The organism is Yersinia sp. SCPM-O-B-9106 (C-191) (assembly GCF_026183365.1).
In the GTDB taxonomy this organism is placed as follows: Bacteria; Pseudomonadota; Gammaproteobacteria; order Enterobacterales; family Enterobacteriaceae; genus Yersinia; species Yersinia rochesterensis.
This window is the reverse complement of sequence record NZ_CP110791.1, coordinates 2,905,282-2,932,089: the sequence shown is the minus strand read 5'-3', so window position 1 is coordinate 2,932,089 and position 26,808 is coordinate 2,905,282. Positions and strand designations below refer to the sequence as shown.

Below are 26,808 nucleotides of genomic sequence, written 5' to 3'. Positions count from 1 at the left end.
CGTCCATGGAATTTGCATTTTATATTGCAGCATTGGTGGCAGTGGTGGCGACTATTCGCGTTATCACTCACACCAACCCGGTACATGCGCTGCTGTACCTGATTATCTCTTTGCTGGCTATCTCGGCGGTATTTTTCTCGCTGGGCGCTTACTTTGCTGGTGCGTTGGAAATCATCGTTTATGCCGGTGCCATTATGGTGCTGTTCGTGTTCGTGGTGATGATGCTGAACCTGGGTAAGGTCGAGCAACAAGAGCGCGATTGGCTGAAACCGAGCTTGTGGATTGGCCCGGGCTTACTGGCCTTGGTGCTGCTGTCGGTACTGATTTATGCCATTAGCTCGTTAACTCATCAAGGTATCACTGGCGAAATGGTCGATGCCAAAGCGGTGGGTATCAGCTTGTTTGGCCCTTACGTGCTGGCGGTTGAATTGGCGTCAATGCTGTTGTTGGCCGGTCTGGTGGTTGCTTTCCATATCGGGCGTGAGCACAAGCCGGGTGAAGTGCTGGGCGCAAGTGACAGCGCGAAAAGAAAAACGGAGGAACAAGCATGATCCCTCTACAACATGGCCTGATTTTAGCGGCCATTCTGTTTGTGCTGGGGCTGACGGGGGTGATTATTCGTCGCAACCTGCTGTTTATGCTGATAAGCCTTGAAGTGATGATCAACGCAGCGGCGCTCGCTTTTGTCGTGGCGGGCAGTTTTTGGGGGCAGGCTGACGGTCAGGTGATGTATATCCTGGCGATTACGCTGGCGGCAGCCGAGGCCAGTATTGGTCTGGCATTGCTGTTACAGCTGTATCGTCGCCGTCATACTCTGAATATTGACACAGTCAGTGAGATGCGCGGATGAACCTATTATATTTAACAATTCTGCTGCCACTGCTGGGCTTCTTGCTGTTGGCATTCTCCCGTGGCCGCTGGTCTGAAAATACCTCCGCCACAGTCGGGGTGGGGTCGATTGGCCTGACTGCGTTAGTCACACTGTATGTTGCCGTGGACTTCCTTAGTCAAAAAGCCACCGGGGTTCAGGTGTTTAACCAAACCCTGTGGAACTGGATGTCGGTCGGCACTTTCAACATTCCGTTGACCCTGACACTGGACGGCCTGTCGCTGACCATGTTGTCTGTTGTCACCGGCGTGGGCTTCCTGATCCACATGTATGCCTCTTGGTATATGCGTGGGGAAGAGGGCTACTCCCGCTTCTTCGCCTACACCAACCTGTTTATCGCCAGTATGGTGGTTTTGGTGCTGGCGGATAACCTGATGCTGATGTATCTGGGTTGGGAAGGCGTGGGTCTGTGCAGTTACCTGCTGATCGGTTTCTACTACACCAATCCGGCTAATGGCGCGGCGGCGATGAAAGCCTTTATCGTGACCCGCGTGGGTGACGTGTTCCTGGCTATCGCGCTGTTCATCCTTTATCAAGAATTGGGCACGTTAAACATTCGTGAGCTGATGGTATTGGCACCGCAGAAACTGGAAATGGGCGGAACGGCCATTACTTGGGCGACGCTAATGCTACTCGGTGGTGCGGTCGGTAAGTCGGCGCAGTTGCCATTACAAACCTGGCTGGCCGATGCGATGGCTGGCCCGACCCCAGTTTCCGCGCTTATCCATGCGGCGACCATGGTCACCGCCGGTGTCTATCTGATTGCCCGTACTCACGGCCTGTTCCTGATGGCGCCAGAGGTCTTGCATCTGGTGGGGATTATCGGGGCGGTCACTCTGGTGTTGGCCGGTTTTGCTGCACTGGTACAAACCGACATCAAGCGGGTGCTGGCGTATTCCACCATGAGCCAGATTGGCTACATGTTCTTGGCGCTTGGCGTTCAAGCGTGGGATGCGGCTATCTTCCACCTGATGACCCATGCATTCTTCAAAGCGTTACTGTTCCTCTCCTCAGGCTCAGTCATTCTGGCCTGTCACCACGAGCAAAATATCTTCAAAATGGGCGGTCTGCGTAAGACCATTCCATTGGTGTATATCTGCTTCCTGGTGGGCGGCGCGGCGCTGGCAGCATTGCCAATCGTCACCGCAGGCTTCTACAGTAAAGACGAAATTCTGTGGGGCGCATTGGCCAGCGGCCATATCAACCTGATGGTTGCGGGGCTGGTTGGGGCATTCCTCACCGCGCTGTATACTTTCCGGATGATTTTCATTGTGTTCCATGGCGAGCCAAAAACCAAAGCGCATCCGGTCAAAGGGATCACTCATAGCTTGCCGCTGATGGTGTTGCTGGTGCTGTCGACCTTTGTTGGCGCGCTGATAACCCCTCCACTCGCAGGTGTATTGCCAGAGCTTCACTTCGGTGAAGAGGGCAAAATGCCGCTGGAAATCTTCTCCGGCGTGCTGGTGGTGATTGGCATAGCATTGGCCGCGTTCCTGTATTTGGGCAAACGTCAGTTGGTCAACAGCATTGCGCAAAGTGCATTGGGCCGTTTCTTCACGGTCTGGTGGTTCCATGCGTGGGGCTTCGACTGGCTGTACCATAACGTGTTTGTCCGCCCGTATCTGTGGATTGCAAAACTGTTGCAACGTGATCCGCTGAACTCACTGATGAATACCCCGGCGGTGCTTGCGCGCTGGAGTAATCGTGGTTTGACCGTCAGTGAAAATGGACAGGTGCGTTGGTATGTCGCGTCTATAGGTTTGGGTGCAGTCGTTGTACTGGCTCTGTTGCTTTTCGTTTAATTAGGGACACAAAACGCCATGCTATTACCTTGGCTAATTCTTATCCCCTTTATCGGCGGCTTACTGTCTTGGCAGTGTGAACGCTTCGGTACCAGAGTACCGCGTTGGATAGCGCTACTCGCGATGGGGCTGACATTGGTGCTCTCCCTACAACTGTGGGTGCAGGGCAACTATTCACTGATGAACCCGGCGGGTATCCCGCAGTGGCAGTCAGAATTCACCTTGCCGTGGATCCCACGGTTCGGCATTTCATTCCATCTGGCTTTAGATGGGTTGTCTTTGCTGATGGTGGTGCTGACCGGCCTACTGGGCGTACTGGCTATCCTCTGTTCGTGGCGTGAAATTCAGCGCAACCAGGGTTTCTTCTACCTGAATCTGTTGTGGATTCTGGGTGGGGTTATCGGCGTGTTCCTCGCCATCGACATGTTCCTGTTCTTCTTCTTCTGGGAAATGATGTTGGTGCCGATGTACTTCCTGATTGCTTTGTGGGGTCACAAAGCATCAGACGGTAAAACGCGCATCGCGGCGGCCACCAAGTTCTTCATTTATACCCAGGCCAGCGGTCTTATCATGCTGATCGCCATTTTGGGGCTGGTGTTTGTACACTACAAGGCCACCGGTATCTGGACTTTCAACTATGAAGATTTGTTGAAAACCCCGATGTCCCACAATGTCGAATGGTTGCTGATGCTGGGCTTCTTTATCGCGTTTGCGGTGAAAATGCCGGTGGTACCATTGCACGGCTGGTTGCCAGATGCACACAGTCAGGCACCAACGGCGGGTTCTGTCGACTTGGCGGGGATTTTGCTGAAAACCGCGGCCTATGGTTTGCTGCGTTTCAGCTTGCCACTGTTCCCGACGGCCTCGCAAGAGTTTGCGCCAATCGCTATGTGGCTAGGGGTTATCGGCATCTTCTACGGTGCATGGATGGCCTTCTGCCAGACGGATATCAAGCGCCTGATTGCTTACACCAGCGTATCGCACATGGGTTTTGTGTTGATTGCCATCTACACCGGCAGCCAACTGGCTTACCAAGGTGCGGTTATCCAGATGATTGCCCACGGCTTGTCAGCCGCCGGTATGTTCATCATCTGCGGCCAGCTGTATGAGCGTTTGCACACCCGCGACATGCGCCAAATGGGCGGTTTGTGGAGCCGAATCAAATACTTGCCTGCGCTATCGCTGTTCTTCGCGGTGGCAACATTGGGGATGCCGGGTACCGGTAACTTCGTCGGTGAGTTTATGATCCTATTCGGCAGCTTCCAGGTGGTTCCGGTGATTACCGTGATCTCTACTTTTGGGCTGGTTTTTGCTTCGGTTTACTCACTTATCATGATGCAGCGTGCCTATTACGGCGCGCCGAAATCTGAAGAAGCGTTGCCGGGTATGAGTGCAAGGGAACTGTCTATCATCCTGCTGTTAGTGGTGCTGTTAGTATTGCTTGGGGTTTACCCGCAACCAATTCTCGACACCTCCCATGCTGCGATGAGTAATGTACAGCAGTGGTTCAATGCTTCAACCATTCCAACAACAAGGCCGTAATTCGCCATGACAATAACTCCTCAACAACTGATCGCGATGCTACCGCTGTTGATCGTCGGATTGACGGTGGTGGTTGTGATGCTGTCCATTGCGTGGCGACGCGACCACTTTATCAACGCCACTCTGACGGTTATCGGGCTTAACCTGGCGCTGCTGTCACTGTATTTTGTCGGCCAGGTCGGGCCGATGGATGTCACGCTGCTGATGCGGGTTGATGGCTACGCGATGTTCTATACCGGGCTGGTGATTGTGGCCAGTCTGGCGACCAGCACCTTTGCTTATCCGTGGCTGAATGGCTATCCGGATAACCGCGAAGAGTTCTATCTGCTGGTGCTGATTGCGACTATGGGCGGCATTCTGCTGGCCAGTGCCAATCATCTGGCGTCACTGTTCCTCGGCATTGAACTGATTTCCTTGCCGCTGTTTGGTCTGATTGGTTATGCCTATCGCCAGAAGCGCTCATTGGAAGCCAGTATCAAATACATGCTGCTGTCTGCAGCGGCATCGTCATTCCTGCTGTTCGGCATGGCGCTGTTGTATGCGGAATCCGGTAGCTTGTCTTTCGCCGGTCTGGGCAAAAGTTTGAGTGACTCGATGGTCCACAGGCCGCTGATTCTGGCGGGCCTCGGGATGATGATTGTCGGTCTCGGCTTTAAGTTATCTTTGGTGCCGTTCCAACTGTGGACGCCGGATGTGTATCAGGGCGCACCTGCCCCGGTATCTACTTTCCTGGCGACCGCCAGTAAGATTGCCATCTTTGCCGTGGTGATGCGCTTGTTCCTGTATGCGCCAGCCGCTGACAGTGAAGCAGTGCGTTTGGTGCTCTCGCTGATTGCGGTGGCATCAATTCTGTTCGGTAACCTGATGGCGATCAGCCAGACTAACATCAAGCGTCTGCTGGGTTATTCTTCTATCGCGCACCTTGGCTACTTGCTGATTGCGTTGGTGGCGGTGCAAACCCATCAGCTGGCACTGGAAACTGTCGGCGTCTATCTGGCCGGTTACCTGTTCAGCAGCTTGGGGGCTTTCGGGGTGGTCAGCTTGATGTCCAGCCCATACAAAGGCCCGGATGCCGAGTCACTGTTCTCCTACCGCGGGCTGTTTTGGCACAAGCCCATTCTGTCTGCGGTGATGACGGTGATGATGTTGTCTCTGGCGGGTATCCCAATGACATTGGGCTTTATCGGTAAGTTCTTTGTGGTGGCAATGGGTGTGAGCGCCAATCTGTGGTGGCTGACCGGTGCTGTGGTATTGGGCAGCGCCATTGGCCTGTACTACTATCTGCGCGTGACTGTCAGTTTGTTCCTCAGTGCGCCGGAAACATTGGTCCGCGACACACCAAGCAACTGGGCATTGACTGCCGGTGGTGTGGTGGTACTGATTTCCGCGATTCTGGTGCTGTTCTTGGGTGTCTACCCGCAGCCGTTGATTTCGCTGGTGCAGTTGGCTCAACCGCTGATGTAATTCATTGTTAAATCGGCAAGTCCAACCCCCGTTCAGCAAAACTGGCCGGGGGTTTTGTTTTATATGTGCCATTGAAATTAAGCTTGTTTAAGGTGGAGGTGGGGTAAAAGTCGGAGGGGAGAGCGGGTTATATTTGGCTATCTTTAAGGTGGTTTTTCATTTTACCTTCAAGGATATTTATGGGTTTTTTTTCTGTTCAAGCAAGTAATGATTCTTCTTTTCAACCATATAGTTATGTGGTTGATGATATATCGCAGCCAAAAACTGATCTATCTAATGCTTTGATAATTGAAGATGCCTGTCATTTTACTTATGGGAACTATAACTGCGCAGTAAATATTATTATTAACCAGAGTGATAGAGCCAATATGACGGCTCTGAAATACACGGGAATATTGCAAGGAAAAATAGATGAAAAGTATGACTGTTTGAGTAGTGTATTCAAGCAGGGCTTGGTGATGTCAAAAGAAGATTATCAGATTAAAAGCAACGAAATACTCTATGAAATTATCGCCAAAGAGTTCACTGGTGTAAAACGTTCCGATATTAATAATGGTGAGTGGGTCAAGATAAACCCGCTAACGAGGGCAATGTTATCTTGGGCTAAAGATAGACATGATAATGTTGATATTAATGCCATTGTTTCAGCAAAAGTTATCCAATATTACAACTATAAAATTCCAGAAAAAATGGAAGAAATATTATCTACAGATAGTTTTATAGTCGACTGTATTGAAGAAATTGTTGAAAGTGTGTTTTGGACCGAAAGTGAAAAAGCGACATTAGCAGATGAATTAGCCGTAAGTATTAAGAAAAAAGTTGAACAAGATACAAAGGTCGCGGTTCTATCGACACAAGCTGAACGGCAGCAGTTTGATCACTTTATCCGCAGTTTTTCATTTAGGCGATGCGCATCACGTTTTTGATGAAAGTAAGTTAACTATTTCATTATTTATGAGATATGGATCGCCAAAAATTCTCTCAATTCAGGTAAACTGCGCGACTTTCATACAATACACTTTCTCTTTTAACCTTTGTTGCGCAGGTAAATACTGATGAACATTATTCTGATGATTGCTATTACCACTGGCATTCTCTCAGGTATTTGGGGTTGGGTTGCGGTTAGCCTCGGGCTTATCAGTTGGGCGGGGTTTCTCGGCTGCACCGCCTACTTTGCCTGCCCACAAGGCGGCTTAAAAGGGTTGCTTATCACCCTGTTAACCTGCGTGAGTGGGGTATTCTGGGCGATGATGATTATTCAGGGTAGTGCCTTACAGCCTGAATGGGCCATCCTTGGCTATGTGTTGACTGGCATGGTGGCGTTTTTGATGTGTATCCAGGCCTGCCAGCAGTGGCTATCCTTTGTCCCCGGCACCTTTATTGGGGCTTGCGCCACTTTCGCTGGTAATGGCCATTGGAAACTGGTGATTGTCTCGCTGTTAGTCGGGGTGGTGTTTGGTTATGCGATGAAGAACAGTGGGTTGTGGTTGGCGGCGCGGCGGAGTCAAAAGGGGAGTTCCTTGGAGTCTTCGATAGAGGTTGATTAAGTTGAATGGGAGACACAGGATCGGATCAGTTTTCGGTTGATATTCAATCTGTTCTTACTTGATCTTCAGCGCCTCAACCGAGCCGGAGGGCAGGCCGGCACCCTTTGGCGGTTGAGGCAATGGCGGTAAAGCGAACCGTAAAGTTCTGACAACCGAACAGGATCATCAAATTAAATCATAAAAGATGATTTGCCACTTTAACCACTATCTTGCGCAGCGGCGCAACTTCTCCCAGTGTTCCCATCGGGCGATGTAACTCGCCAGGGAACAGCAGAGCGATATCGCCGGGAGCCAGTGTTAACAAGGTTTCGCTAGTAATACCTTCAAATAAACCGAAATCCCGCTCAGTATCAAAATCCATCGTTGGGCGCTGGCCCTGAGCTGACGGTGAAGCGCCAATCACCTCACTACCTTCCAGCAAAATATGAATATCAATGTAATAATGATGTAATTCAGGCGCTTGCTCATACAAAGGTTTGGACGCGGCAATAATGTGATTTAGGTAAATCTCGCGGCCTTCAATATCTTGTTCCCCGGCAGGAAGATTGACTAAATCCATTTTGCTGATGGCGGCCAGTGTGCGGCGGATAGCATCCGGATAAAGTGGGTTATTCACCGCGCTTTTTAGTTCATCAAGTATCATAATTATTCCCATATTCCTGCGTGTACATCATGCCGGGCACTTAAGCACAATGACTGATATTATTTTCTGGCTCCAGCGCGGCAATGCAGTGTTCAACAACACCGGCAATGTCAGGCGAGATATCGATTGGAATGATGTCCGGCTCACGGGCATCAGGTGTTTCCAGTGTTGCGAACTGGCTCTTTAACAGGCTTTCCGGCATAAAATGCCCCGCCCGCTGTTGCATTCGGTGCAACACTAAATCGTAATCGCCGGTCAGCCACAGAAAGCGAATACCCTGATTCCCCTCACGTAAACGGTCGCGATATTGTTTTTTTAGTGCCGAACAGACTAAAAAACCCACTTCATTTTTTTGTTGTAAGCTGTATGCCACATCACTTAGCCGCTCAAGCCACGGAGCACGGTCGCTATCATTAAGCGGCTGACCCGATGCCATCTTTTGGATATTGGCGCGTGGGTGCAGATCGTCACCATCTATAAATTTGGCGTTAAGCGCCAGCGCCAGCGCCTGACCCACACAGGATTTACCTGTGCCGGATACGCCCATAACAATAATACATTTACCAGACATAGCTTTCCTCTGTTACCTATCAAGCAGATAACTGACTGAATTCGGATCAAACTGCAACCAGCATGCCACCATCAACAAACAACAGATGACCATTAACAAAGTCTGATGCTTTGGAAGACAGATACACTGCTGCCCCAATCAACTCTTCCGGATCTCCCCAACGGGCGGCTGGCGTGCGTTTGCACAGCCAATCAGTGAAAGCCTTATCGTCGACCAGTGCTTTTGTCATATCGGTTTTGAAATAACCCGGCGCAATACCATTCACTTGAATATTGTAACGGGCCAGCTCAACACACATCCCGCGCGTCAACATCTTCACTGCCCCTTTAGAGGCGGCATATGGCGTAATAGTGTCGCGGCCTAATTCGCTTTGCATTGAGCAAATATTAATAATCTTACCGCGTTGGCGTTTAACCATATAACGGGAGACAGCTTGTGAAACCAAGAATACTGATTTCTGGTTTACCGCGATCACATCATCCCAATCTTTTTCTGGGAATTCAGTAAAAGCGTGGCGGCGCTGAATACCGGCGTTATTAATTAAGATGTCAATGGCACCAATGTTATTTTCTATTTGTGCAATCGCGTCATTAACAGCATCATGGTCAGTGACATTAAATGCCGCTGCATAAGCAACAAAACCGCTGTCGCGTAATTCGGCGACGGCTTTTTCTGCTCGTTCTGCGGTAATATCATTAATTATTATTTCTGCACCAAATTCAGCCAGACCTTTAGCTAATAAAAACCCAATGCCTTGTGCAGAACCGGTAATTAATACTTTGCGGTTTTCTAACGAAAATAAATTCTTCATAATGAATTCCTGATGAAAATGACGCTTATTAAGCGACATTATAAAATCAATATTATTGAATAATGACTGCGTGAAAACATGTGCCTATCAAACCGTTTTCTGTCTCATCAAACTGTGACGAAGATCACTTTAAATCATGTTACGGCAAGCTGTTACCACTTACGTGAGCGACATCGCCTTGAGAGCGGCAAAATACGACTATTTGTGGGGGCTTTATTCATCTCTGGGGGCGGATGCAGATTAACTTATTGATAATAATAGAACTAAATAATAGGAATCATGATTGTTATTGTATTTTAAATCAGTAACATGCTTTTCATTACCTCCGCTAACAGTGCATAATCACTTCATCCCATCCCACACTCTTGTTCCAGGTATATGCCATGAAAAACCAGCGTGTTACGTTACAGGATATCGCGTTACTAGCAGGCGTGACCAAAATGACAGTCAGCCGCTACTTACGCACGCCGGAAAAAGTGGCCCCAGAAACCGGTGAACGTATTGCCCAAGTGATGGCTGAAGTCAATTATAGTGTTGATTCAGAAGGGGAAACTAGCCTCAATCAAAAAAGTCCAAGAATTGGTATTTTGGTGCCATCCTTTAATAACCAAATTTTCTCCGATTTACTGGCGGGTATTGAGTCGGTCACTGCTGCTAGTGGCTATCAAACGCTGGTCGTTAACTATAATTACAATAAAGAACGTGAAGAAGAACAAATAGTTAATCTATTGTCATGCCAGATTTCCGGGTTGATACTCACCGATTCTGAACATACTTTACGTGCGGATAAGTACCTAAATGCTTCGGAACTTCCGGTCGCGCAAGTGATGGATTTGGAACCACAGTTCAACCGTATTACCGTCGGTTTTAATAATTATCAGGCGGCTTATGATATGACGGCGACACTGTTGGCAAGCGGCAAACAGCATGTTGTCTATTTCGGTTCTATGTCTGATGTGCGAGATCGCAAGCGTTATCAAGGATATAGCCAGGCAATGATTGATACCGGGTTCGCACCGCTGCATATTACGCCCAACAAAGTCTCATCTGTCTCTATTGGTGCCGGTATGTTGGCATTGGCACGACAAATGTATCCGCAAGTTGATGCTATTTTCTGTACCAATGATGATATGGCGGTGGGCGTGTTACAAGAATGCTTGAAACTGGGCATGGCGGTGCCAGCGGAAATAGCGATTTCCGGTTTTCATGGGCTGGATATCGGCCAGGCGACCACTCCTGTGCTAGCCAGTGTCACCACTCCGCGTTTTGAAATGGGCAAAGTGGCTGCTGAAATATTGATTAAGAAAATCAAAAAAATCCCTACAATTGAACAGGTTGACCTACATTATCGTATTTCACTGGGGGGAACTATTTAATACTTTCGCTGTTGCTGAAAGATATACAAATTATCTATAACTGCCATTGTGCTCTTTAATGGCAGTGAGTCTTTCCCTCGAATAGTCCACCAAGATACTCCTCCTGAACATAACAAATAGCGCCAATCCATAACATTTTGTTTAAGTCATGGGATTAATCATTAACGCTGGCTTGATTAGCTGAAACAATTCAGCAGGAACAATGATAGGTCGGTCACGTTACCGGTAACATGTTTTCTTAACATGATTTACAGTGACCTGCGTCACAAAATAAAACATTGAAAACAGGTCTCATAATGACATTCGCTGAATGGCTCATCATCCGATGATTACCCGCCGCCATTTTGGTTTTGATTTATTGACATGATCAGGTACTCGTTATGAAAAACAGCAAGTCATCTTCCTTCAAACAAGCCGTATTGATTATCGCCCCGGTAATGGATTATTTGACGGAGAAGTTGGAACAGAATTTCACTGTTCACAAACTCTTTCAGGTTACGGATACTGCTGAGTTTTTTGCGGCGCAGGGCAAGAATATAAAAGGCATTGTGACTCGGGGTGATGTCGGTGTAACCAACGAAGTGCTGGCGTTATTACCCGAAGTACAGATTATCTCAATCTTCGGTGTCGGCACGGATGCAGTGGATTTGGACACAACTCGCGAGCGCAATATCATTGTAACTACTACCCCCGGCGTATTGACCGACGATGTGGCCGATACAGCTCTGGGACTGATTATTGCAACTTCGCGGCGTCTATGTCAGGCCGATAAATTCCTCCGCGCTGGTCAATGGCCGCACAGTAGCTTGCCATTAGCATCTAAAGTGACTGGTAAACGTCTGGGTATTTTTGGTATGGGCCGGATTGGTCAAGCCATTGCCCGTCGCGCAGCTGGTTTTGATATGCAAATTGCCTATACCGACACCGTGCACATCGAAAGTCTGCCATATCAATATGTGCCGGACTTAATCAGCCTTGCCAAGCAAAGTGATATTTTGGTCGTGGCTATTTCGGGCGGTAAAGACAGTATCGGTCTGATTGATAAAGCTATTTTCGCTGCTATGCCAAACCATGCTCTGCTGGTTAATATTGCCCGTGGCAGTATGGTTAATCAGGATGATTTAATCCATGCACTACAACAGAAAGAAATTGGCGGGGCGGGTTTGGATGTCTTTGCAGATGAGCCTAATGTGCCGCAAACATTAATCGAAATGGACAATGTGGTATTACTGCCGCATATCGCCAGCGCCACCATAGAAACCCGGATTCAAATGAGTGATATTGTATTCTCAAATATTCATGCTCATTTCTCTGGCGAGAAAGCACCTACGGCCATTACTTACTAATTAAGAAGAGATATGAGGGTTAATTAAATTAATCCTCAACTTATTATAATAAAAATAAAAGACCACATCGTGCATTTTAAATAACTGGCAAATTATTCTAATTTGTTAGCGGCATTCTCTACGCTATTTTCTGAATAGTGTAGGAATTATTCAGCTAGAGAAAGAGGCGTGTTGATATGGACAGTAAGATCCCTAATGCCCGTTGGTTCCGCGTTATTGTGCCAATAATGATTGCTTGTATTATTTCTTTTATGGACCGGGTTAATATTAGTTTTGCGCTACCGGGGGGCATGGAAAATGATTTGGCTATTACCAGCCAAATGGCGGGTTTAGCGGGCGGTATTTTCTTTATTGGTTATTTATTTTTACAAGTACCGGGTGGCCGTATTGCTGTTCATGGCAGCGGTAGAAAATTCATTGCTTATTCCCTTGCAGTTTGGGCTATCGTTTCGATTCTGACCGGTTTTGTCACTAACCATTATCAATTGTTATTCCTGCGCTTTGTGCTGGGGGTTTCTGAGGGCGGTATGCTGCCGGTGGTGTTGACCATGGTCAGCAATTGGTTCCCGGAACGCGAAATTGGCCGCGCCAATGCATTCGTCATGATGTTCGCCCCGATCGGCGGTATGTTCACCGCACCTTTATCTGGCTTTATTATCAATGCGTTAGACTGGCGCTGGCTGTTCTTCCTCGAAGGTTCGCTGTCCGCGGTAGTGTTGATAATGTGGTGGTTTGTCATCAGTGACAGACCGGAAGAAGCCAAATGGTTGTCGACCAAAGAGCGCGATTATCTGGTCACCGAGCTTGCGCGTGAACGGGCGGAGCGGATGCTGGATGCGCCCGTGACCAATGCGCCGTTAAAAGCTGTCTTTCTAAATAAAGGGTTGATGAAACTGGTTGCTCTGAACTTCTTTTATCAGACCGGGGATTATGGCTACACCTTGTGGTTGCCGACTATTTTGAAAAATCTGACCGGCGGTAATATGGCCTCGGTTGGTATTCTGGCTATTCTGCCGTTTATTGCCACCACCGCCGGTATTTATGTCATTTCTTCACTATCAGATAAAACCGGTAAACGCCGTCTGCTGATCATGATTTCTCTGTTCTGCTTTGCTGCCGGTTTGGTGACCTCGGTTATTTTCCGTCACAACGTGTTGATCTCTTACCTGGCCTTAGTGGTGTGCGGGTTCTTCCTCAAAGCCGCGACCAGCCCATTCTGGTCTATTCCGGGCCGTATTGCTGTGCCAGAAGTGGCCGGTGGTGCGCGTGGTGTAATTAACGGATTAGGTAATTTAGGCGGCTTCTGTGGCCCTTATTTGGTCGGCGTGATGATTTTCTTCTACGGCCAAAGTGCAGCAGTTTGCATGTTAGCTGGCTCATTAATTATTGCCGGGCTGATTACCTTAACCCTGCCAAAAGAGTGTGATGTTGAAGTTGAAGCCAAGGGAAAAGGTATTTCTGACAAAGGGTTAGCGAAAGTTAAACGCGCTTAAGCCGCCAAGCGGTCTTTACTGTAAAGGGTATGACCGCCGTCATTTATCACCGGAGAATCTCATGAATTTACAACAGCAACTTACCCTCAGCCAACAGCATCAACAACAGCTGCAATTGACGTATTTTAATCATGAAATCGCTTGGCAGTTAGGCGAAAAAATAAAGTGCCAGGCCGAACGGCAAGGGGTGGCACTGGCGATTAATATCCGGGTAAATGGGCAAACTTTATTCAGTTACGCCATGCCGGGCACCAGTGCAGAAAATGGTGACTGGCTGCGGCGCAAGCGCAATGTGGTGGAGTTACTGGGCACCAGCTCCTATGCCGCGGGGCTGATGCTGCAACAGCGCCAAACCTCACTTGAGGAGCGCTATGGTGTCAGTTTGCGCGACTACGCCGCGCTAGGTGGCGGCTTCCCATTGCAAGTTAAGCAGGCCGGTATTATTGGCAGCGTAAATGTGTCCGGCGCGCCACATTTGGATGATCACAATTTGCTGTTGCAGGTGCTGGCGGACTTCATTGGTCTTCCGGCGGGCAGTATTGAACTTTTGGCTCCTCTGAGCGAATAAGGAATGGCGATGAACCCGACTCTCACCCGTGTGACCCAGCGTATTATTACGCGATCGGCGGCGACCCGTACCGCCTATCTGCAACGAATTAGTGCGGCCAAAGAAAATACGGTTCACCGCTCACAACTGGCCTGCGGCAATTTGGCCCACGGTTTTGCTGCTTGCCAACCGGACGATAAAGTTTCATTGAAAAATATGGTGCGCAGCGATATTGCCATCATCACCTCCTACAATGACATGCTGTCAGCTCATCAACCTTATGAAGATTATCCGCAACAACTGAAAGATGCGCTGCATGAAGTGGGCGCGGTCGGGCAAGTGGCGGGGGGCGTTCCAGCCATGTGCGATGGTGTGACGCAAGGCCAGGATGGGATGGAGTTGTCGCTGATGAGCCGCGATGTAATTGCGATGTCAGCGGCGATCGGCTTGTCACACAATATGTTTGACGGTGCATTGTATCTCGGCGTGTGTGACAAAATTGTGCCGGGGTTGCTGATGGCGGCGTTGTCATTTGGTCACTTACCGACGGTTTTTGTCCCGGCGGGGCCGATGGCTAGCGGCTTGTCTAATAAAGAAAAAGTGCGCGTGCGCCAACTGTTTGCCGAGGGGAAAGTCGACCGGCATGCATTGCTGGAGGCGGAATCAGCCTCTTATCACAGCGCCGGGACCTGCACATTTTACGGCACCGCCAATTCGAATCAGATGGTGATGGAAGTGATGGGGCTGCATTTGCCCGGTTCCTCTTTTATCCAGCCCAATACCCCACTGCGTGATGCGCTAACAGCCGCCGCGGCGCGGCAAGTTACGCGTTTGACGCAAACCAGTGGCAACTATCTGCCGGTCGGTCAGTTGGTGGATGAAAAAGTGATGGTGAATGGCATAGTGGCGCTGCTGGCAACCGGCGGTTCGACCAATCACACCATGCATTTAGTGGCGATGGCGCGCTCGGCGGGCATTATCATCGATTGGGATGATTTTTCCGAACTGTCGGAAGTGATCCCGCAGTTATGTCGCATTTATCCTAATGGCCCGGCAGATATTAACTATTTCCAGGCCGCAGGCGGGGTAGCATTGCTGATAAAAGAGTTATTGCAAGGCGGTTTGCTGCATGAAGATGTTCACACGGTGGCCGGGTTTGGCCTGCAACGTTACACGCAGGAACCTTATCTGGAGGAGGGTCAGTTGCAATGGCGCAGCGGGCCAGAGCGCTCACTGGATGACAGCGTTATTGCCAGTCTGAATCAACCTTTCTCGCCTCATGGCGGCACCAAAGTATTAAGCGGCAATCTGGGGCGAGCGGTGATGAAAACCTCGGCCGTTCCGCATGATCATCAGATTATTGAAGGGCCAGCCGTGGTGTTTGAAAGCCAACATGATGTCGGGCCAGCTTTTGAATCTGGCGCGCTGGACCGCGATTGTGTGGTGGTAGTGCGTTATCAAGGGCCACGGGCCATTGGTATGCCGGAGTTGCATAAACTGATGCCGCCACTGGGCGTATTATTGGATCGCGGCTTTAAGGTGGCGTTAGTCACAGATGGCCGTTTGTCAGGTGCATCCGGTAAAGTGCCGTCAGCGATTCATGTCACACCGGAAGCTTATTGCGGTGGTTTACTGGCGAAAATCCGCAATGGTGATCGGCTGCGGGTCGACGGTGTGAGTGGGGAGCTTTCACTGCTGGTGGATGAAGCCGAGTTAGCAACTCGCCTGCCCGCAGTCCCAGATATCTCGGCTTTCCATGTGGGATGTGGCCGGGAGTTATTTGGCGCGCTGCGTGAGCGGATGTCCGGCGCGGAGCAAGGAGCGTGTGGTATTTATGGGGATTAGGGTGAAAGGTTCGGTGGGTAGCGGCGGCTAGAGCCGGCTCTGGTTTCGGTTGATATTCGGTTTGTTCTCATTGCTGGCATTGTCGCCTCATATCCCTGGTGGCTCACTCGGGCCACCACCTTTGGCGGTTAGTTCATCGGAGGTTAAGTGAACCGTGAAATTCTAACAACCGAACCTGATCACCGAGAAGCTCCATCGACTCCCATCTCCCATTATCGACTATCCTTATAAAACCCTATGTCACTCATGGAGAATCTACATGAATCGAGATAAAGAACAGCAAACTTCGCTGGACGACGATTTGACTATGCTCACTGATACGCTGGAAGAAGTGTTGCGCGCCTCGGGCGATGCAGCTGACGAAAGCTATAAGGAAATCAAAGCCCGCGCGGAAAAAGCACTAAAGGAGGTTCAATACCGTTTGAATGGCCGCAGTAAATGCTATATCAAACGGGCGAAAACGCTTGCGTGTTGTACTGATGATTATGTGCGCGAAAAACCTTGGTGCAGTGTCGGGATTGGAGCAACCGTCGGTTTGGTTGTGGGGCTTTTGCTGGCGCGGCGCTAAATATTCCCGTCAATATCACCGCAGTAAAAATCATCTCCAACATTATTCTACTCATTCTCGGCCCTTAAATGGGCCGTTTTTAAGTTATAAAATACCAATAAAGAGATTATTTTTTAAAAAAAACATTATAATTTGTTATTTGAATGTGATGTTTTTTTATAAAACATTTTGTTGATAGTTATATTTAATTTAATTTTTATAAAGATATTAATTATTTTTTAGGGAAATAACGTCGGTGTTAAGTCATAATTAAAAATGTAAAGATGCATAAAAAATGCACATTTATATTGACAGAAAGTTTATTTTATTAATAATGCCATTTATATTTGTCAGTTACAATTGACGTCTTGTATTTTATTACTTAATAGAGGGGGGTGAACTTTAATAAATGTTATAGGCTTTTTGTGTGATATTAATTTAATGCGGAGTGTGTATAAATGCATAAAGTTAGGCATGCATCTAAATTATTTCGTCCATTACTTTTATCTACAATTATCAGCCATGTTGTTTGGTCAGGTTCCAGCATAGCTGAAAGTATTGAATTGGATTACTCAGCGAGCAGTATCGGCCCCACTTCGGTGAAATTATCCGATGCTATTTATGGTGATGGCAATTACACCGCGAAGGTCAATGTTGATAATCCCAACACCTCGCTTGAGGTTTATCTTGGCGCAACGGAAGCCAGCGGTAAAAGTTATAACGTTGGAGATTACTCGGTAGATATACAGGGCAATAACACCTCACCCTTGAGTCCGTATTCCGCTTTCTTTGGTCTGGCAGTTGATAAAAATAATGCGGTTTCAATCAATAATTTCAGTTTCAACAATAACCTGAGCGTGGGTGATGGTCATCATCATAATAACACGGCGCTGTTTGCTTCTAATGGTTCACAGGTAACCATCAATGGCAAAGTGTATATCAATTCCCTGGTTGAAATGGATATCAGCGGGGCAAGTACCGGAACCACTGCAAATAATGGCCTGTATGCGACGGGAGTTGGCACTACAATTACCGCCAATGCGGGGGATGTGTATATTAACACCTACGCCAAAAACTTTTTGGAGGCGTTGGATCATAATGAAAATTACCCCAGTGGTGGCTCGAAAAGTGATGCTGTTAGCGGCAAGCGCGGTGGTCAGGTAACAATTAACCAATCGGGTAATTATCAAGTTAATTTATTGGGTAATCTGGACTTAGGCAGTGAATTTGATACCGGTAGCAGTATTACCGCGGTATTAAATGGTGGAAACTCTTATTGGCACGGTACCGAGTTCAATACCTATAATGCAACCAATAATACCTGGGCGGGTAAATTGGATGTGACGTTAATGAATAAAGCGCAGTGGATACCCGATGCAGTTAATGCAGAAATCAGCGCATTAAACCTGCAAAAAGACGGTATCGTTAATTTGCATGGTTTTAACCTTCACACCAATAAAAGTCAGAATGAAAGTGTCAAAATTTATGACTTACAAGGCAATGAAGGTATTTTCCTGGTTGACGTGAACACCAGTAAAACCGATGACCAGCGCAGAAATGGCAGTGATTTTATTGAAGTGGTCAGCAGTAGCACCGGCGGGACTCACTATATTGAAGCACTGAACATCAATAAATTTAGCGATTTGAGTGAAGATATTTGGGTGGCAGATGCTGCCAATAATGTCAGCTTTAAAGCTTATGGTCAGATAGATATTACCAACGAATATGTTTATGACTATAAGCCTATTCTCCGCTCGGATATTAAAGACGGAGATCCGCAAAGTCAGTTTGGGACTAACTGGTATATTACCGGCGTGGATAAAAAACTCAGTGCCGGGAGTGATACCGCGATGGCGAATGCCAGTGTCAATTATACCACCGCAACCGCTCGCCTTGAAATTGATAGCCTTAACAAACGTTTGGGTGAATTAAGAAATGACCAACAGGAAAATGGAGTTTGGTTGCGTTATAAAGGCGGTGAGATGAAGAGTGATGAGGGCAGTTATTTTAAAAACCAATATCACTTTTATCAGCTAGGTTATGACCACAAAAATGAGAATGAGTACGGCATCTGGACAACAGGGTTGGCTGCTCATTATCTGACCGGTAAATCTACCTTTGACCAAGGTTCAGGCGATAACAAAAGCTACGGCGGCAGCCTTTATGGTTCATGGAATCGGCCTGAGAAGCAGGATTATGTCGATTTGGTATTGAAATACAGCCACCTGAAGAGCGATTTTGATTACCGAAATACACTGGGCACTGCTGATCATGGTGCGGCGAGCAACTGGGCCTGGAGTGCGAGTGGTGAATATGGTCGTGAGTTTTCAATCGGTAACGGCAATTTTATCGAGCCTCAAGGGCAACTGGTTTACACCCATATTGATAAAGCCAACTACACTACCAGCAGTGGGCTACAGATCCAGCAGGACAATATTAATAGTGTGATCGGTCGTGCTGGGGTGCGGGTAGGGCATCGCTTCGAGGAAAACAGTAAAAATGATGTTTATCTGAAAGTCGATTTACTGCATGAGTTTGCCGGTGATCGCAATGTCACTATTCGCGGGAAAGACGCCACCTTAGTCTCTAAACAAGAGGGTAAGGATAGCTGGGTAACCTACGGTGTAGGAACCAATATCCAGTTAACTGAGGATAACAATTCTCGCTTTTATTTTGATGTGGAAAAATCTTCCGGCGGTGATATCAACACTAATTGGCAAGTGAATGCTGGCCTGCGTTGGGAGTTTTAATTCAATACAGAGGGCAGGGGGGGATTCCTGCCCTTTCCCCCTATTAAGAGGTAAAGATTTGCATCGACATCAAAAATTAGTGTGATAACTAACAATAACTTTTCAATCTGACTTTTCTTATTATTCATGGCCCGTATAATCCCACTCTTTCTGTTGATTTGCCGAGGTGGTCGTGAAGCAACTTTCTGGTTTGTTGGGCGAATTACGGCAAAAGTTACGTGCCGGTTTCCCTGACCAGGCTGGTATTCGGCAAATTATCTTGCCCGCGCCGGGACAAGTGGGTAATCAATTGCTTGAATGGCTTGCCGCACAAGGCCATTTTCCTCAATTCTATTGGCATCATCGCGATGGTCATGAAGAGGCTGCCGTCTGTGGGCAAACCCGGCAATTTAATGATGTAGCATCAGCAGATCAATTTATCCAACAGCATAGTGCTGTGGCGGGTTTACGCATTTGGGGACTGAATGCGTTTGAGCCGGTCACTATTATTGTCGAAGCAACAAATATTGCCGAAGCAGCAAATATTGCCACACCCGCTGCTGAAGCCCCGCAGCAAACCCAAACCAGTTTCTTATTTTTACCGCGTATTGAAATTTTGCGGCGCGGTAACAATACCCATTTGACTCTTAATCTGGTCAGTGACTATTCCCTCGCGCAAGACGCCTTGCTCGCCATCGCCTTTATTGATCAACTGGTTATTGCCAAACCCCTGCCTGCATTGGACGTGGTGGTTGAAAATGCCAGCCATATGCCGGAATACCCGCAGTGGAGCCGCCTTATTCAGCAGGCTTTGGGCAATATTGAGCAACAAAAAATGGAGAAAGTGGTGCTGGCGCGGGCGACCCGCTTGCGGCTGGATAAACCGCTCTCTTGCGCGGCTTTTATGGCCGCCAGTCGGCAGGTCAATCATCACTGTTTTCACTTTATGTTGCGCTTTGATGGCTCCCGAGCATTTTTAGGCTCCAGCCCTGAGCGCCTGTATTTGCGCCAGTTGCAACATCTGGAAACCGAAGCGTTGGCGGGAACCACGTCAAATGATAACGACACGGCACAAGCCACTGCGTTGGCTGATTGGTTGATGCATGATGAAAAGAATCAGCGCGAGAATTTGCTGGTGGTTGATGACATTTGCCAGCGCTTACAAGGCGGGGTCGTGGCGGTGGATGTCATGCCACCAGAAATTATTCGCTTGCGAAAAGTGCAGCATTTGCGCCGCCGTATTCATGCGCAGCTTAACCGCGCCAATGATGCTGATTGCCTATACCGGCTGCAACCGACGGCGGCAGTGGCCGGGCTGCCTCGCAATGTTGCCCGCCAGTTTATTAGTGAAAATGAACCTTTTTCTCGTGGCTGGTATTCCGGTTCGGCGGGCTACCTCTCCCTGAAACAAACTGAATTCACTGTAACACTGCGTTCGGCATGGCTGGACGACAGCCAAATTCATCTGTATGCCGGTGCCGGTATTGTCGCCGGTTCGGATGCTGAACAGGAATGGCAAGAAATTAACAATAAATTGGCGGGGTTACATACTTTGCTGACTAATGAAAATTATAATCCTAAAATGTAATCATTAACCGCATTCACTATGTGGTCGGATTATGGCTCTTATGCCGGTTTTGGGGAGATAATGATAAGAATTTTACTATTAATCAGTCACTCCGGGCTTTTTCAGAGGAAAGCATGTTCCTCATGCTGATTATCGAGATTGCAGTGTCTGTTAACTGACTTTTGGGCGAACCATGTCGACAAGCGTTTTTAACCGTCGTTGGGCGGCATTGCTACTGGAGGCGTTAAGTCGCCACGGTGTGCGTCATATCTGTATTGCGCCGGGTTCCCGCTCGACACCGCTAACCTTAGCGGCGGCGGCAAATCCCTCGCTGGTTTGCCATACCCATTTTGATGAGCGCGGCTTAGGGCATCTGGCATTAGGATTAGCAAAAGCTTCCACTGAGCCAGTGGCGGTGATTGTCACGTCCGGCACGGCGGCGGCCAACCTTTATCCGGCCTTAATTGAAGCCGGGTTGACCGGTGAGCGCCTGATTTTATTGACCGCCGACCGCCCGCCAGAATTGATAGATTGCGGAGCTAATCAGGCCATTCGCCAGCAAGGGCTGTTTGCCAGCCACCCGACATTAAGTCTTAATTTGCCACGGCCGACGCCAGATATTCCTGCGCGTTGGCTGGTTTCCACCCTCGACAGTGCGATGGCGCAATTACACCATGGCGGGCTGCATATTAACTGCCCGTTTGCTGAACCACTCTATGGCGGTGATGAGCAACTCTATGCCGATTGGTCTGCCACCTTGGGCGACTGGTGGCAAGATTGCCATCCTTGGTTGCGCCAATCCGGTTATTTGCCGCAAATTCAGCAAGCTGACTGGTTTTTCTGGCGTCAAAAGCGCGGAGTCATTATTGCCGGGCGTATGACGGCAGAAGAGGGCGAACAGCTCGCCGAATGGGCAGAATTACTCGGCTGGCCATTGATTGGCGATGTGCTGTCACAGACCGGTCAACCGCTACCTTGTGCGGAGCTATGGATTGAACATCCGAGCGCACAGCGCGTGCTGGCGCAGGCGCAGATTGTCTTGCAGTTTGGCAGCAGCCTGACTGGCAAGCACCTGTTGAAATGGCAAGAACAATGCCAGCCGCAAGAATACTGGCTGGTCGATAACTTACCGGGCCGCCTTGATCCCGCCAATCACCGTGGGCGCAGAATTATTTCTCCGGTGAATGAATGGCTGAAACAGCATCCAGCACAGCGCCGAACCCCTTGGGCTACCGAGCTAATTATAGGGGCGGAAAATGCTCATGCGCATGTCGCCGAGGCGCTAAATGAACAATTCAGTGAGGCGGCGATTGCCCATCTGCTGGCTGAATTATTACCCGAAAATGGGCAGCTTTTTGTCGGTAACAGTTTGATTGTCCGCTTGATTGATGCGCTTGGTCAATTACCGGTGGGCTACCCGGTTTACAGTAATCGCGGTGCCAGTGGCATTGATGGTTTGTTGTCGACCGCCGCCGGTGTCCAGCGCGCCACCGCCAAGCCGACGCTGGCTATTGTCGGGGATTTATCCGCCCTCTATGACCTTAATGCGCTGGCTTTATTGCGCCAAAGTTCAGCCCCAATGGTGTTGTTGGTGGTGAACAATAATGGCGGGCAGATTTTCTCTCTGCTGCCCACCCCAGAAGCTGACCGCCAGCGTTTTTATTGCATGCCGCAAAATGTGAGTTTTGAGCATGCCGCCGCGATGTTTGGCTTAGGTTATGCCCGCCCAGAGAGCTGGCTGATGCTCCAGCAACAGGTAGAACAATGCTGGCACCACGGCGGTGTCACACTGATTGAAATACAGGTGCCGCCGAGCCAGGGGGCAGAGACGCTGCAACAACTGGCGCAACAGGTGGCTCATTTATGACGCTGGCATGCCGAAAACTCAGCCCACATCCCCAATCCTCGGCGCGGCAACATAGCGGGCCATGGTTAGTTTGGTTGCATGGTTTGTTGGGAAGCGGCGAGGATTGGCTGCCCGTAGCGGAATTATGCGGTGACATTCCCTCACTGCTGGTCGATTTACCGGGCCACGGCAACTCGGTGGCCTTGACCACCCGTGGCTTTGAAGATATCAGCCGCCAGTTAAGCGAAACATTGCAAGCTAATGGCATTCGCGAATATTGGCTGGCGGGCTATTCTTTAGGCGGTAGAATCGCGATGTTTCATGCTTGTTATGGAAATCCTGTTGGTCTGCAAGGGTTATTGGTCGAAGGGGGCAACCTTGGGCTGGAAAGTGATGAGCTGCGAGAAGCGCGCTTTCAGCAAGATTGCCAATGGGCGCAACGTTTTCGCCATGAACCTTTGCCACAAGTGCTCACCGACTGGTATCAGCAGGCGGTATTTGCTGACTTAGATTCGCAACAACGCGAGCAATTAGTGGCGGAGCGCGCCAATAATCATGGCCCGGCGGTGGCTGATATGCTGGAAGCTACCTCACTTGGGCATCAACCTTGGTTATTACCGGCCCTGCAACGGCTTAATGTCCCATACACCTATTTGTGCGGTGAGCGCGACCACAAATTCCAGCAATTGGCCCGCCAATACCCACTGCCATTACGCACTTTGGCTCGTGCCGGACACAATGCTCATCGGGCGAATCCCGGAGCTTTTGCCGCGCAGGTGCTTTCATTTTTATCACAGTCTTCATTTTCACCACCATCCCGTTAAAGGAATGCTTACTATGCTTTATCCGAGCGAAGAACAGCTGTATGCCGCCATCGAATGGCAAGATTGCTCTGCCGGGTTTGAAGATATTCGTTATCACAAATCCAGTGATGGGATCGCCAAGATCACCATCAATCGCCCTCATGTGCGTAATGCATTCCGCCCATTGACGGTGAAAGAGATGATTCAGGCGCTGGCTGATGCCCGCTATGATGACAATATCGGCGTCATCATTTTGACCGGTGAGGGCGAAAAAGCCTTCTGTTCCGGTGGTGATCAGAAAGTTCGTGGCGACTACGGCGGCTATCAGGATGCCAGTGGTACCCATCATCTGAATGTGCTGGATTTCCAGCGCCAGATCCGCACTTGCCCGAAACCAATTGTAGCAATGGTTGCCGGTTATTCTATTGGCGGTGGGCATGTATTGCATATGATGTGCGACCTGACTGTTGCTGCTGATAATGCCATTTTCGGCCAGACTGGGCCAAAAGTCGGTTCATTTGACGGCGGCTGGGGCGCGGCTTATATGGCGCGCATTGTTGGCCAGAAAAAAGCGCGCGAAATTTGGTTCTTATGCCGCCAGTATGATGCTAAACAAGCATTGGATATGGGGCTGGTGAATACCGTGGTGCCTGTTGCCGAGCTGGAAAAAGAAACGGTGCGCTGGTGCCGTGAAATGCTGGAAAACAGCCCAATGGCGCTGCGCTGTCTGAAAGCGGCATTGAACGCCGACTGCGATGGACAGGCGGGCCTGCAAGAGTTGGCCGGCAACGCCACCATGTTGTTTTATATGACAGAAGAAGGTCAGGAAGGGCGTAATGCATTCAATGAGAAGCGCCAGCCAGACTTCAGCAAATTCAAGCGTAATCCGTAATGCGCGCGGCCACACTTTACCGCTATAGCATCCCGATGGAAGCTGGGGTGATACTGCGGCATCAGCGGCTAAAAAGCCGCGATGGATTATTGGTGAAATTGCAGCAAGGCGAGCAGACCGGCTGGGGGGAAATTGCTCCCTTGCCAGAGTTCAGCCAGGAAACCTTGCCAGAGGCGCAAGCCGCCGCGATCACTGAGTTACAGCGCTGGGTAAATGGCGAAAAGCCGGAACTCAGCGCATTGCCCTCGGTGGATTTTGGCCTCAGTTGCGCACTGGCGGAGCTTGATGAATTATTGCCGTTGACGGCGGATTACCGCAAAGCCCCGCTGTGTACTGGCGATCCAGACGAGTTGTTCGCGGTGCTACAGGCTTTGCCGGGCGAGAAAGTCGCCAAGGTAAAAGTCGGGCTGTATGAAGCGGTGCGCGATGGCATGATTGTTAATGTGCTGTTGGAGGCTTTACCTGATTTGAAACTGCGGCTGGATGCCAATCGCAGTTGGACGCGGGCCAAAGCCGAGGGTTTCGCCAAGTATGTCAATCCCGAATTGCGCTCCCGCATTGCGTTTTTAGAAGAACCCTGCAAAACCCGCGCCGAATCCCGTGAGTTTGCCCGTGACACCGGCATCGCCATCGCCTGGGATGAAAGTATGCGCGAGGCGGATTTCAAGGTGGAAGCCGAGCCGGGTGTGGCGGCGATTGTCATCAAACCGACGCTGGTGGGCAGCATCGCGCGTTGCCAGCAATTGGTGCAGCAAGCACATCAAGCGGGGTTGGTGGCAGTTATCAGCTCAAGCATCGAGTCGAGCTTGGGGCTGACTCAACTGGCCCGATTGGCGGCGTGGTTAACCCCAGCAACAGTGCCGGGGTTGGACACCTTGAACCTGATGCAGGCGCAAGTTGTTCGTCAGTGGCCGGACAGCACTCTGCCGCTATTGACAGACGATCAACTGGACGTGCTATGGCACAGCTAAGTGATTGGCCTTGGAAGCATTTATTTCCACGGCAACACTTATCGCCATGGAAATACTTATCGCCATGGAAATACTGGGCCAATCTGCGGCCTCGGGCGACAGCTATTTGCTCGGGGTCGCAACGGATCAGTTGGCAACAATTAGCGGCTGATATTGATAATCTGGCGGCGAGTTTTCAACAGCAGGGAGTGACGCCCGGCTGTGGCGTAGTGCTGCGCGGCAAAAACAGTGATTCACTGCTGCTGGCCTATCTGGCGGCCTTGCAGTGCGGCGCTCGCGTATTGCCCCTCAACCCGCAATTGCCAGAGCCACTGTTGGCGCAACTTTTGCCACAGTTGAATATTGATTTTATGCTGAATCTGGCTGATCCACTTCCTGCGCAACTCAGCTTTATTCCGTTGAATTTCAATACTGAGCATGGCGCGGTAGATTTTGTTGCCTGGGATAGCCAACGGCTGGCGACCATGACATTGACCTCTGGCTCCTCTGGTTTACCCAAAGCAGCGGTGCACACATTGGCGGCCCATCTGGCCAGCGCTCACGGCGTCTTGCGATTGATGAATTTTACGGCGGATGACAGTTGGTTGCTGTCATTACCGCTATTTCACGTATCGGGGCAGGGTATTGTCTGGCGCTGGCTAAGTGCCGGGGCGGGCTTAGTGGTGCGAGCGGGGATGCCGCTATCTGACGCGTTGGTGGGGTGCAGCCATGCTTCACTGGTGCCAACCCAACTTTGGCGTTTATTGGAGAGTCCAGACCCGGTGCTCACCTTGAAAGAGGTGTTGCTAGGGGGCGCGACTATCCCGACTGCGCTGACCGAGCAAGCCGAAGCCCGTGGGATTCGTTGCTGGTGTGGTTATGGCTTGACGGAATTAGCCTCGACCTTGTGTGCCAAACGCGCTGACGGCATGCCCGGTGTAGGTGTGGCGCTAGCAGGGCGGCAAGTGAAGTTGGTTGAGGGTGAGGTTTGGGCGAAAGCAGATTGCTTGGCTGCGGGCTATTGGCAACAGGGTGAATTGCAACCCATAACTGACAGCGAAGGTTGGTTCCATACGCGCGATCGTGGTGAATGGCAGCAAGGCGAGCTGCGGATTCTTGGGCGGCTGGATAATTTGTTTTTCAGCGGCGGCGAGGGTATTCAACCTGAGGATATTGAGCGCGTTTTGTTGCAGTATCCGGGGGTGCAGCAAGCTTTTGTTATTCCTGTTGCTGATAGTGAATTTGGTCACCGGCCCGTGGCGGTGATTGATGCCGATGAGGCCGTGGATGATGCCGTGTTAGCAAACTGGTTAGCACCACAACTGGCGACATTCCAGCGCCCGGTGGCTTTTTACCGCTTACCGGCGGAACTTAAAAAGGGTGGGATTAAGGTCTCGCGGCGGGATGTGGCTGATTTTGTGGTTGATTTGATTTAGTGATTTAGTGATTTAGTTATTGGGTTCGGTTGTTAAAACTTCACGGCTCACTTAACTTCCATAGCTTCAACCGCCAAAGGGTGCGGGCGCGCACCCTTGTGGAATCCCGCGCTGGCGCACGTATCGCTTGCCCACTGCGTGGGTTCCCTCACTCATCATTTC

General features: G+C 49.7%; 23 protein-coding genes. 20 read left to right on the top strand and 3 right to left on the bottom strand.

Annotation, left to right across the window (positions count from 1 at the left end):
- The first annotated feature begins 5 nt into the window (after nucleotides 1-5).
- From nuoJ to OP863_RS13345, 7 genes are all read left to right on the top strand, one after another.
- Nucleotides 6-551, top strand: coding sequence for an NADH-quinone oxidoreductase subunit J (gene nuoJ, locus OP863_RS13375; RefSeq protein ID WP_038631828.1), 546 nt, complete (start codon nucleotides 6-8; stop codon nucleotides 549-551).
- Nucleotides 548-850, top strand: coding sequence for an NADH-quinone oxidoreductase subunit NuoK (gene nuoK, locus OP863_RS13370; RefSeq protein ID WP_265525396.1), 303 nt, complete (start codon nucleotides 548-550; stop codon nucleotides 848-850). Before nuoJ ends, nuoK begins: the two co-directional genes overlap by 4 nt.
- Nucleotides 847-2,691 (top strand): NADH-quinone oxidoreductase subunit L, encoded by a 1,845-nt coding sequence (gene nuoL, locus OP863_RS13365; protein WP_265525395.1) that lies wholly within the window; start codon nucleotides 847-849, stop codon nucleotides 2,689-2,691. Before nuoK ends, nuoL begins: the two co-directional genes overlap by 4 nt.
- 18 nt (nucleotides 2,692-2,709) lie before the next feature.
- On the top strand, nucleotides 2,710-4,233 hold the full coding sequence (gene nuoM, locus OP863_RS13360; RefSeq protein ID WP_038631832.1) for an NADH-quinone oxidoreductase subunit M: 1,524 nt from the start codon (nucleotides 2,710-2,712) through the stop codon (nucleotides 4,231-4,233).
- 6 nt (nucleotides 4,234-4,239) lie between these two features.
- Complete coding sequence (nuoN, locus tag OP863_RS13355; protein ID WP_265525394.1) at nucleotides 4,240-5,697, top strand: NADH-quinone oxidoreductase subunit NuoN; 1,458 nt, start codon at nucleotides 4,240-4,242, stop codon at nucleotides 5,695-5,697.
- 179 nt (nucleotides 5,698-5,876) lie between these two features.
- Entirely contained in the window at nucleotides 5,877-6,623 is a 747-nt protein-coding gene (locus OP863_RS13350) for a hypothetical protein (RefSeq protein WP_265525393.1), read from the top strand.
- Nucleotides 6,624-6,752: 129 nt separating this feature from the next.
- Nucleotides 6,753-7,244 (top strand): DUF1097 domain-containing protein, encoded by a 492-nt coding sequence (locus OP863_RS13345; protein WP_038631836.1) that lies wholly within the window; start codon nucleotides 6,753-6,755, stop codon nucleotides 7,242-7,244.
- Nucleotides 7,245-7,419: 175 nt separating this feature from the next.
- On the opposite strand, the gene OP863_RS13340 is transcribed toward OP863_RS13345, so the two are convergent.
- Genes OP863_RS13340 through idnO form a run of 3 tightly spaced genes read right to left on the bottom strand, consistent with a single transcriptional unit; the run spans nucleotide 7,420 to nucleotide 9,269 of the window.
- Entirely contained in the window at nucleotides 7,420-7,887 is a 468-nt protein-coding gene (locus OP863_RS13340; protein WP_145591663.1) for a YhcH/YjgK/YiaL family protein, read from the bottom strand.
- A gap of 40 nt (nucleotides 7,888-7,927) precedes the next feature.
- Entirely contained in the window at nucleotides 7,928-8,458 is a 531-nt protein-coding gene (locus OP863_RS13335) for a gluconokinase (RefSeq protein ID WP_145591662.1), read from the bottom strand.
- 46 nt (nucleotides 8,459-8,504) lie between these two features.
- The gene (idnO, locus tag OP863_RS13330) at nucleotides 8,505-9,269 is read right to left on the bottom strand and encodes a gluconate 5-dehydrogenase (protein WP_050291328.1); all 765 of its coding nucleotides are present in this window, start codon (nucleotides 9,267-9,269) and stop codon (nucleotides 8,505-8,507) included.
- A gap of 383 nt (nucleotides 9,270-9,652) precedes the next feature.
- Between idnO and OP863_RS13325 the strand changes: the two genes are divergently transcribed.
- The 13 genes from OP863_RS13325 to menE all read left to right on the top strand — a co-directional run bounded on the left by OP863_RS13325 (nucleotide 9,653) and on the right by menE (nucleotide 26,646).
- Complete coding sequence (locus OP863_RS13325; protein ID WP_145587800.1) at nucleotides 9,653-10,645, top strand: substrate-binding domain-containing protein; 993 nt, start codon at nucleotides 9,653-9,655, stop codon at nucleotides 10,643-10,645.
- Between the two features lie 380 nt (nucleotides 10,646-11,025).
- Nucleotides 11,026-11,991: a 2-hydroxyacid dehydrogenase gene (locus tag OP863_RS13320; RefSeq protein WP_145587798.1), complete on the top strand. Its 966-nt coding sequence runs from the start codon at nucleotides 11,026-11,028 to the stop codon at nucleotides 11,989-11,991.
- A 176-nt stretch (nucleotides 11,992-12,167) separates the two neighbouring features.
- Nucleotides 12,168-13,484 carry an MFS transporter gene (locus OP863_RS13315; protein WP_145510237.1) on the top strand — a complete coding sequence of 439 codons (1,317 nt, stop codon included), beginning with the start codon at nucleotides 12,168-12,170 and terminating at the stop codon, nucleotides 13,482-13,484.
- 61 nt (nucleotides 13,485-13,545) lie between these two features.
- The gene (locus OP863_RS13310) at nucleotides 13,546-14,052 is read left to right on the top strand and encodes a heme-degrading domain-containing protein (protein ID WP_145587794.1); all 507 of its coding nucleotides are present in this window, start codon (nucleotides 13,546-13,548) and stop codon (nucleotides 14,050-14,052) included.
- A 9-nt stretch (nucleotides 14,053-14,061) separates the two neighbouring features.
- Nucleotides 14,062-15,876 carry a phosphogluconate dehydratase gene (edd, locus tag OP863_RS13305; protein WP_038631852.1) on the top strand — a complete coding sequence of 605 codons (1,815 nt, stop codon included), beginning with the start codon at nucleotides 14,062-14,064 and terminating at the stop codon, nucleotides 15,874-15,876.
- 259 nt (nucleotides 15,877-16,135) lie between these two features.
- Entirely contained in the window at nucleotides 16,136-16,444 is a 309-nt protein-coding gene (locus OP863_RS13300) for a DUF883 domain-containing protein (RefSeq protein ID WP_050291326.1), read from the top strand.
- Between the two features lie 437 nt (nucleotides 16,445-16,881).
- The gene (locus OP863_RS13295) at nucleotides 16,882-19,173 is read left to right on the top strand and encodes an autotransporter outer membrane beta-barrel domain-containing protein (protein ID WP_265525392.1); all 2,292 of its coding nucleotides are present in this window, start codon (nucleotides 16,882-16,884) and stop codon (nucleotides 19,171-19,173) included.
- A 172-nt stretch (nucleotides 19,174-19,345) separates the two neighbouring features.
- Entirely contained in the window at nucleotides 19,346-20,740 is a 1,395-nt protein-coding gene (locus OP863_RS13290) for an isochorismate synthase (RefSeq protein WP_265525391.1), read from the top strand.
- 172 nt (nucleotides 20,741-20,912) lie between these two features.
- Nucleotides 20,913-22,586: a 2-succinyl-5-enolpyruvyl-6-hydroxy-3-cyclohexene-1-carboxylic-acid synthase gene (gene menD, locus OP863_RS13285; RefSeq protein ID WP_038631860.1), complete on the top strand. Its 1,674-nt coding sequence runs from the start codon at nucleotides 20,913-20,915 to the stop codon at nucleotides 22,584-22,586.
- The gene (gene menH / locus OP863_RS13280; protein ID WP_145587903.1) at nucleotides 22,583-23,389 is read left to right on the top strand and encodes a 2-succinyl-6-hydroxy-2,4-cyclohexadiene-1-carboxylate synthase; all 807 of its coding nucleotides are present in this window, start codon (nucleotides 22,583-22,585) and stop codon (nucleotides 23,387-23,389) included. Before menD ends, menH begins: the two co-directional genes overlap by 4 nt.
- A gap of 13 nt (nucleotides 23,390-23,402) precedes the next feature.
- A complete protein-coding gene (gene menB / locus OP863_RS13275; RefSeq protein WP_038631864.1) occupies nucleotides 23,403-24,260 on the top strand; it encodes a 1,4-dihydroxy-2-naphthoyl-CoA synthase in 858 nt (285 codons plus the stop codon).
- Entirely contained in the window at nucleotides 24,260-25,231 is a 972-nt protein-coding gene (menC, locus tag OP863_RS13270; RefSeq protein WP_265525390.1) for an o-succinylbenzoate synthase, read from the top strand. Before menB ends, menC begins: the two co-directional genes overlap by 1 nt.
- Nucleotides 25,219-26,646 carry an o-succinylbenzoate--CoA ligase gene (menE, locus tag OP863_RS13265; protein ID WP_265525389.1) on the top strand — a complete coding sequence of 476 codons (1,428 nt, stop codon included), beginning with the start codon at nucleotides 25,219-25,221 and terminating at the stop codon, nucleotides 26,644-26,646. The genes menC and menE overlap by 13 nt, the downstream gene beginning before the upstream one ends.
- Nucleotides 26,647-26,808 lie beyond the last annotated feature (162 nt).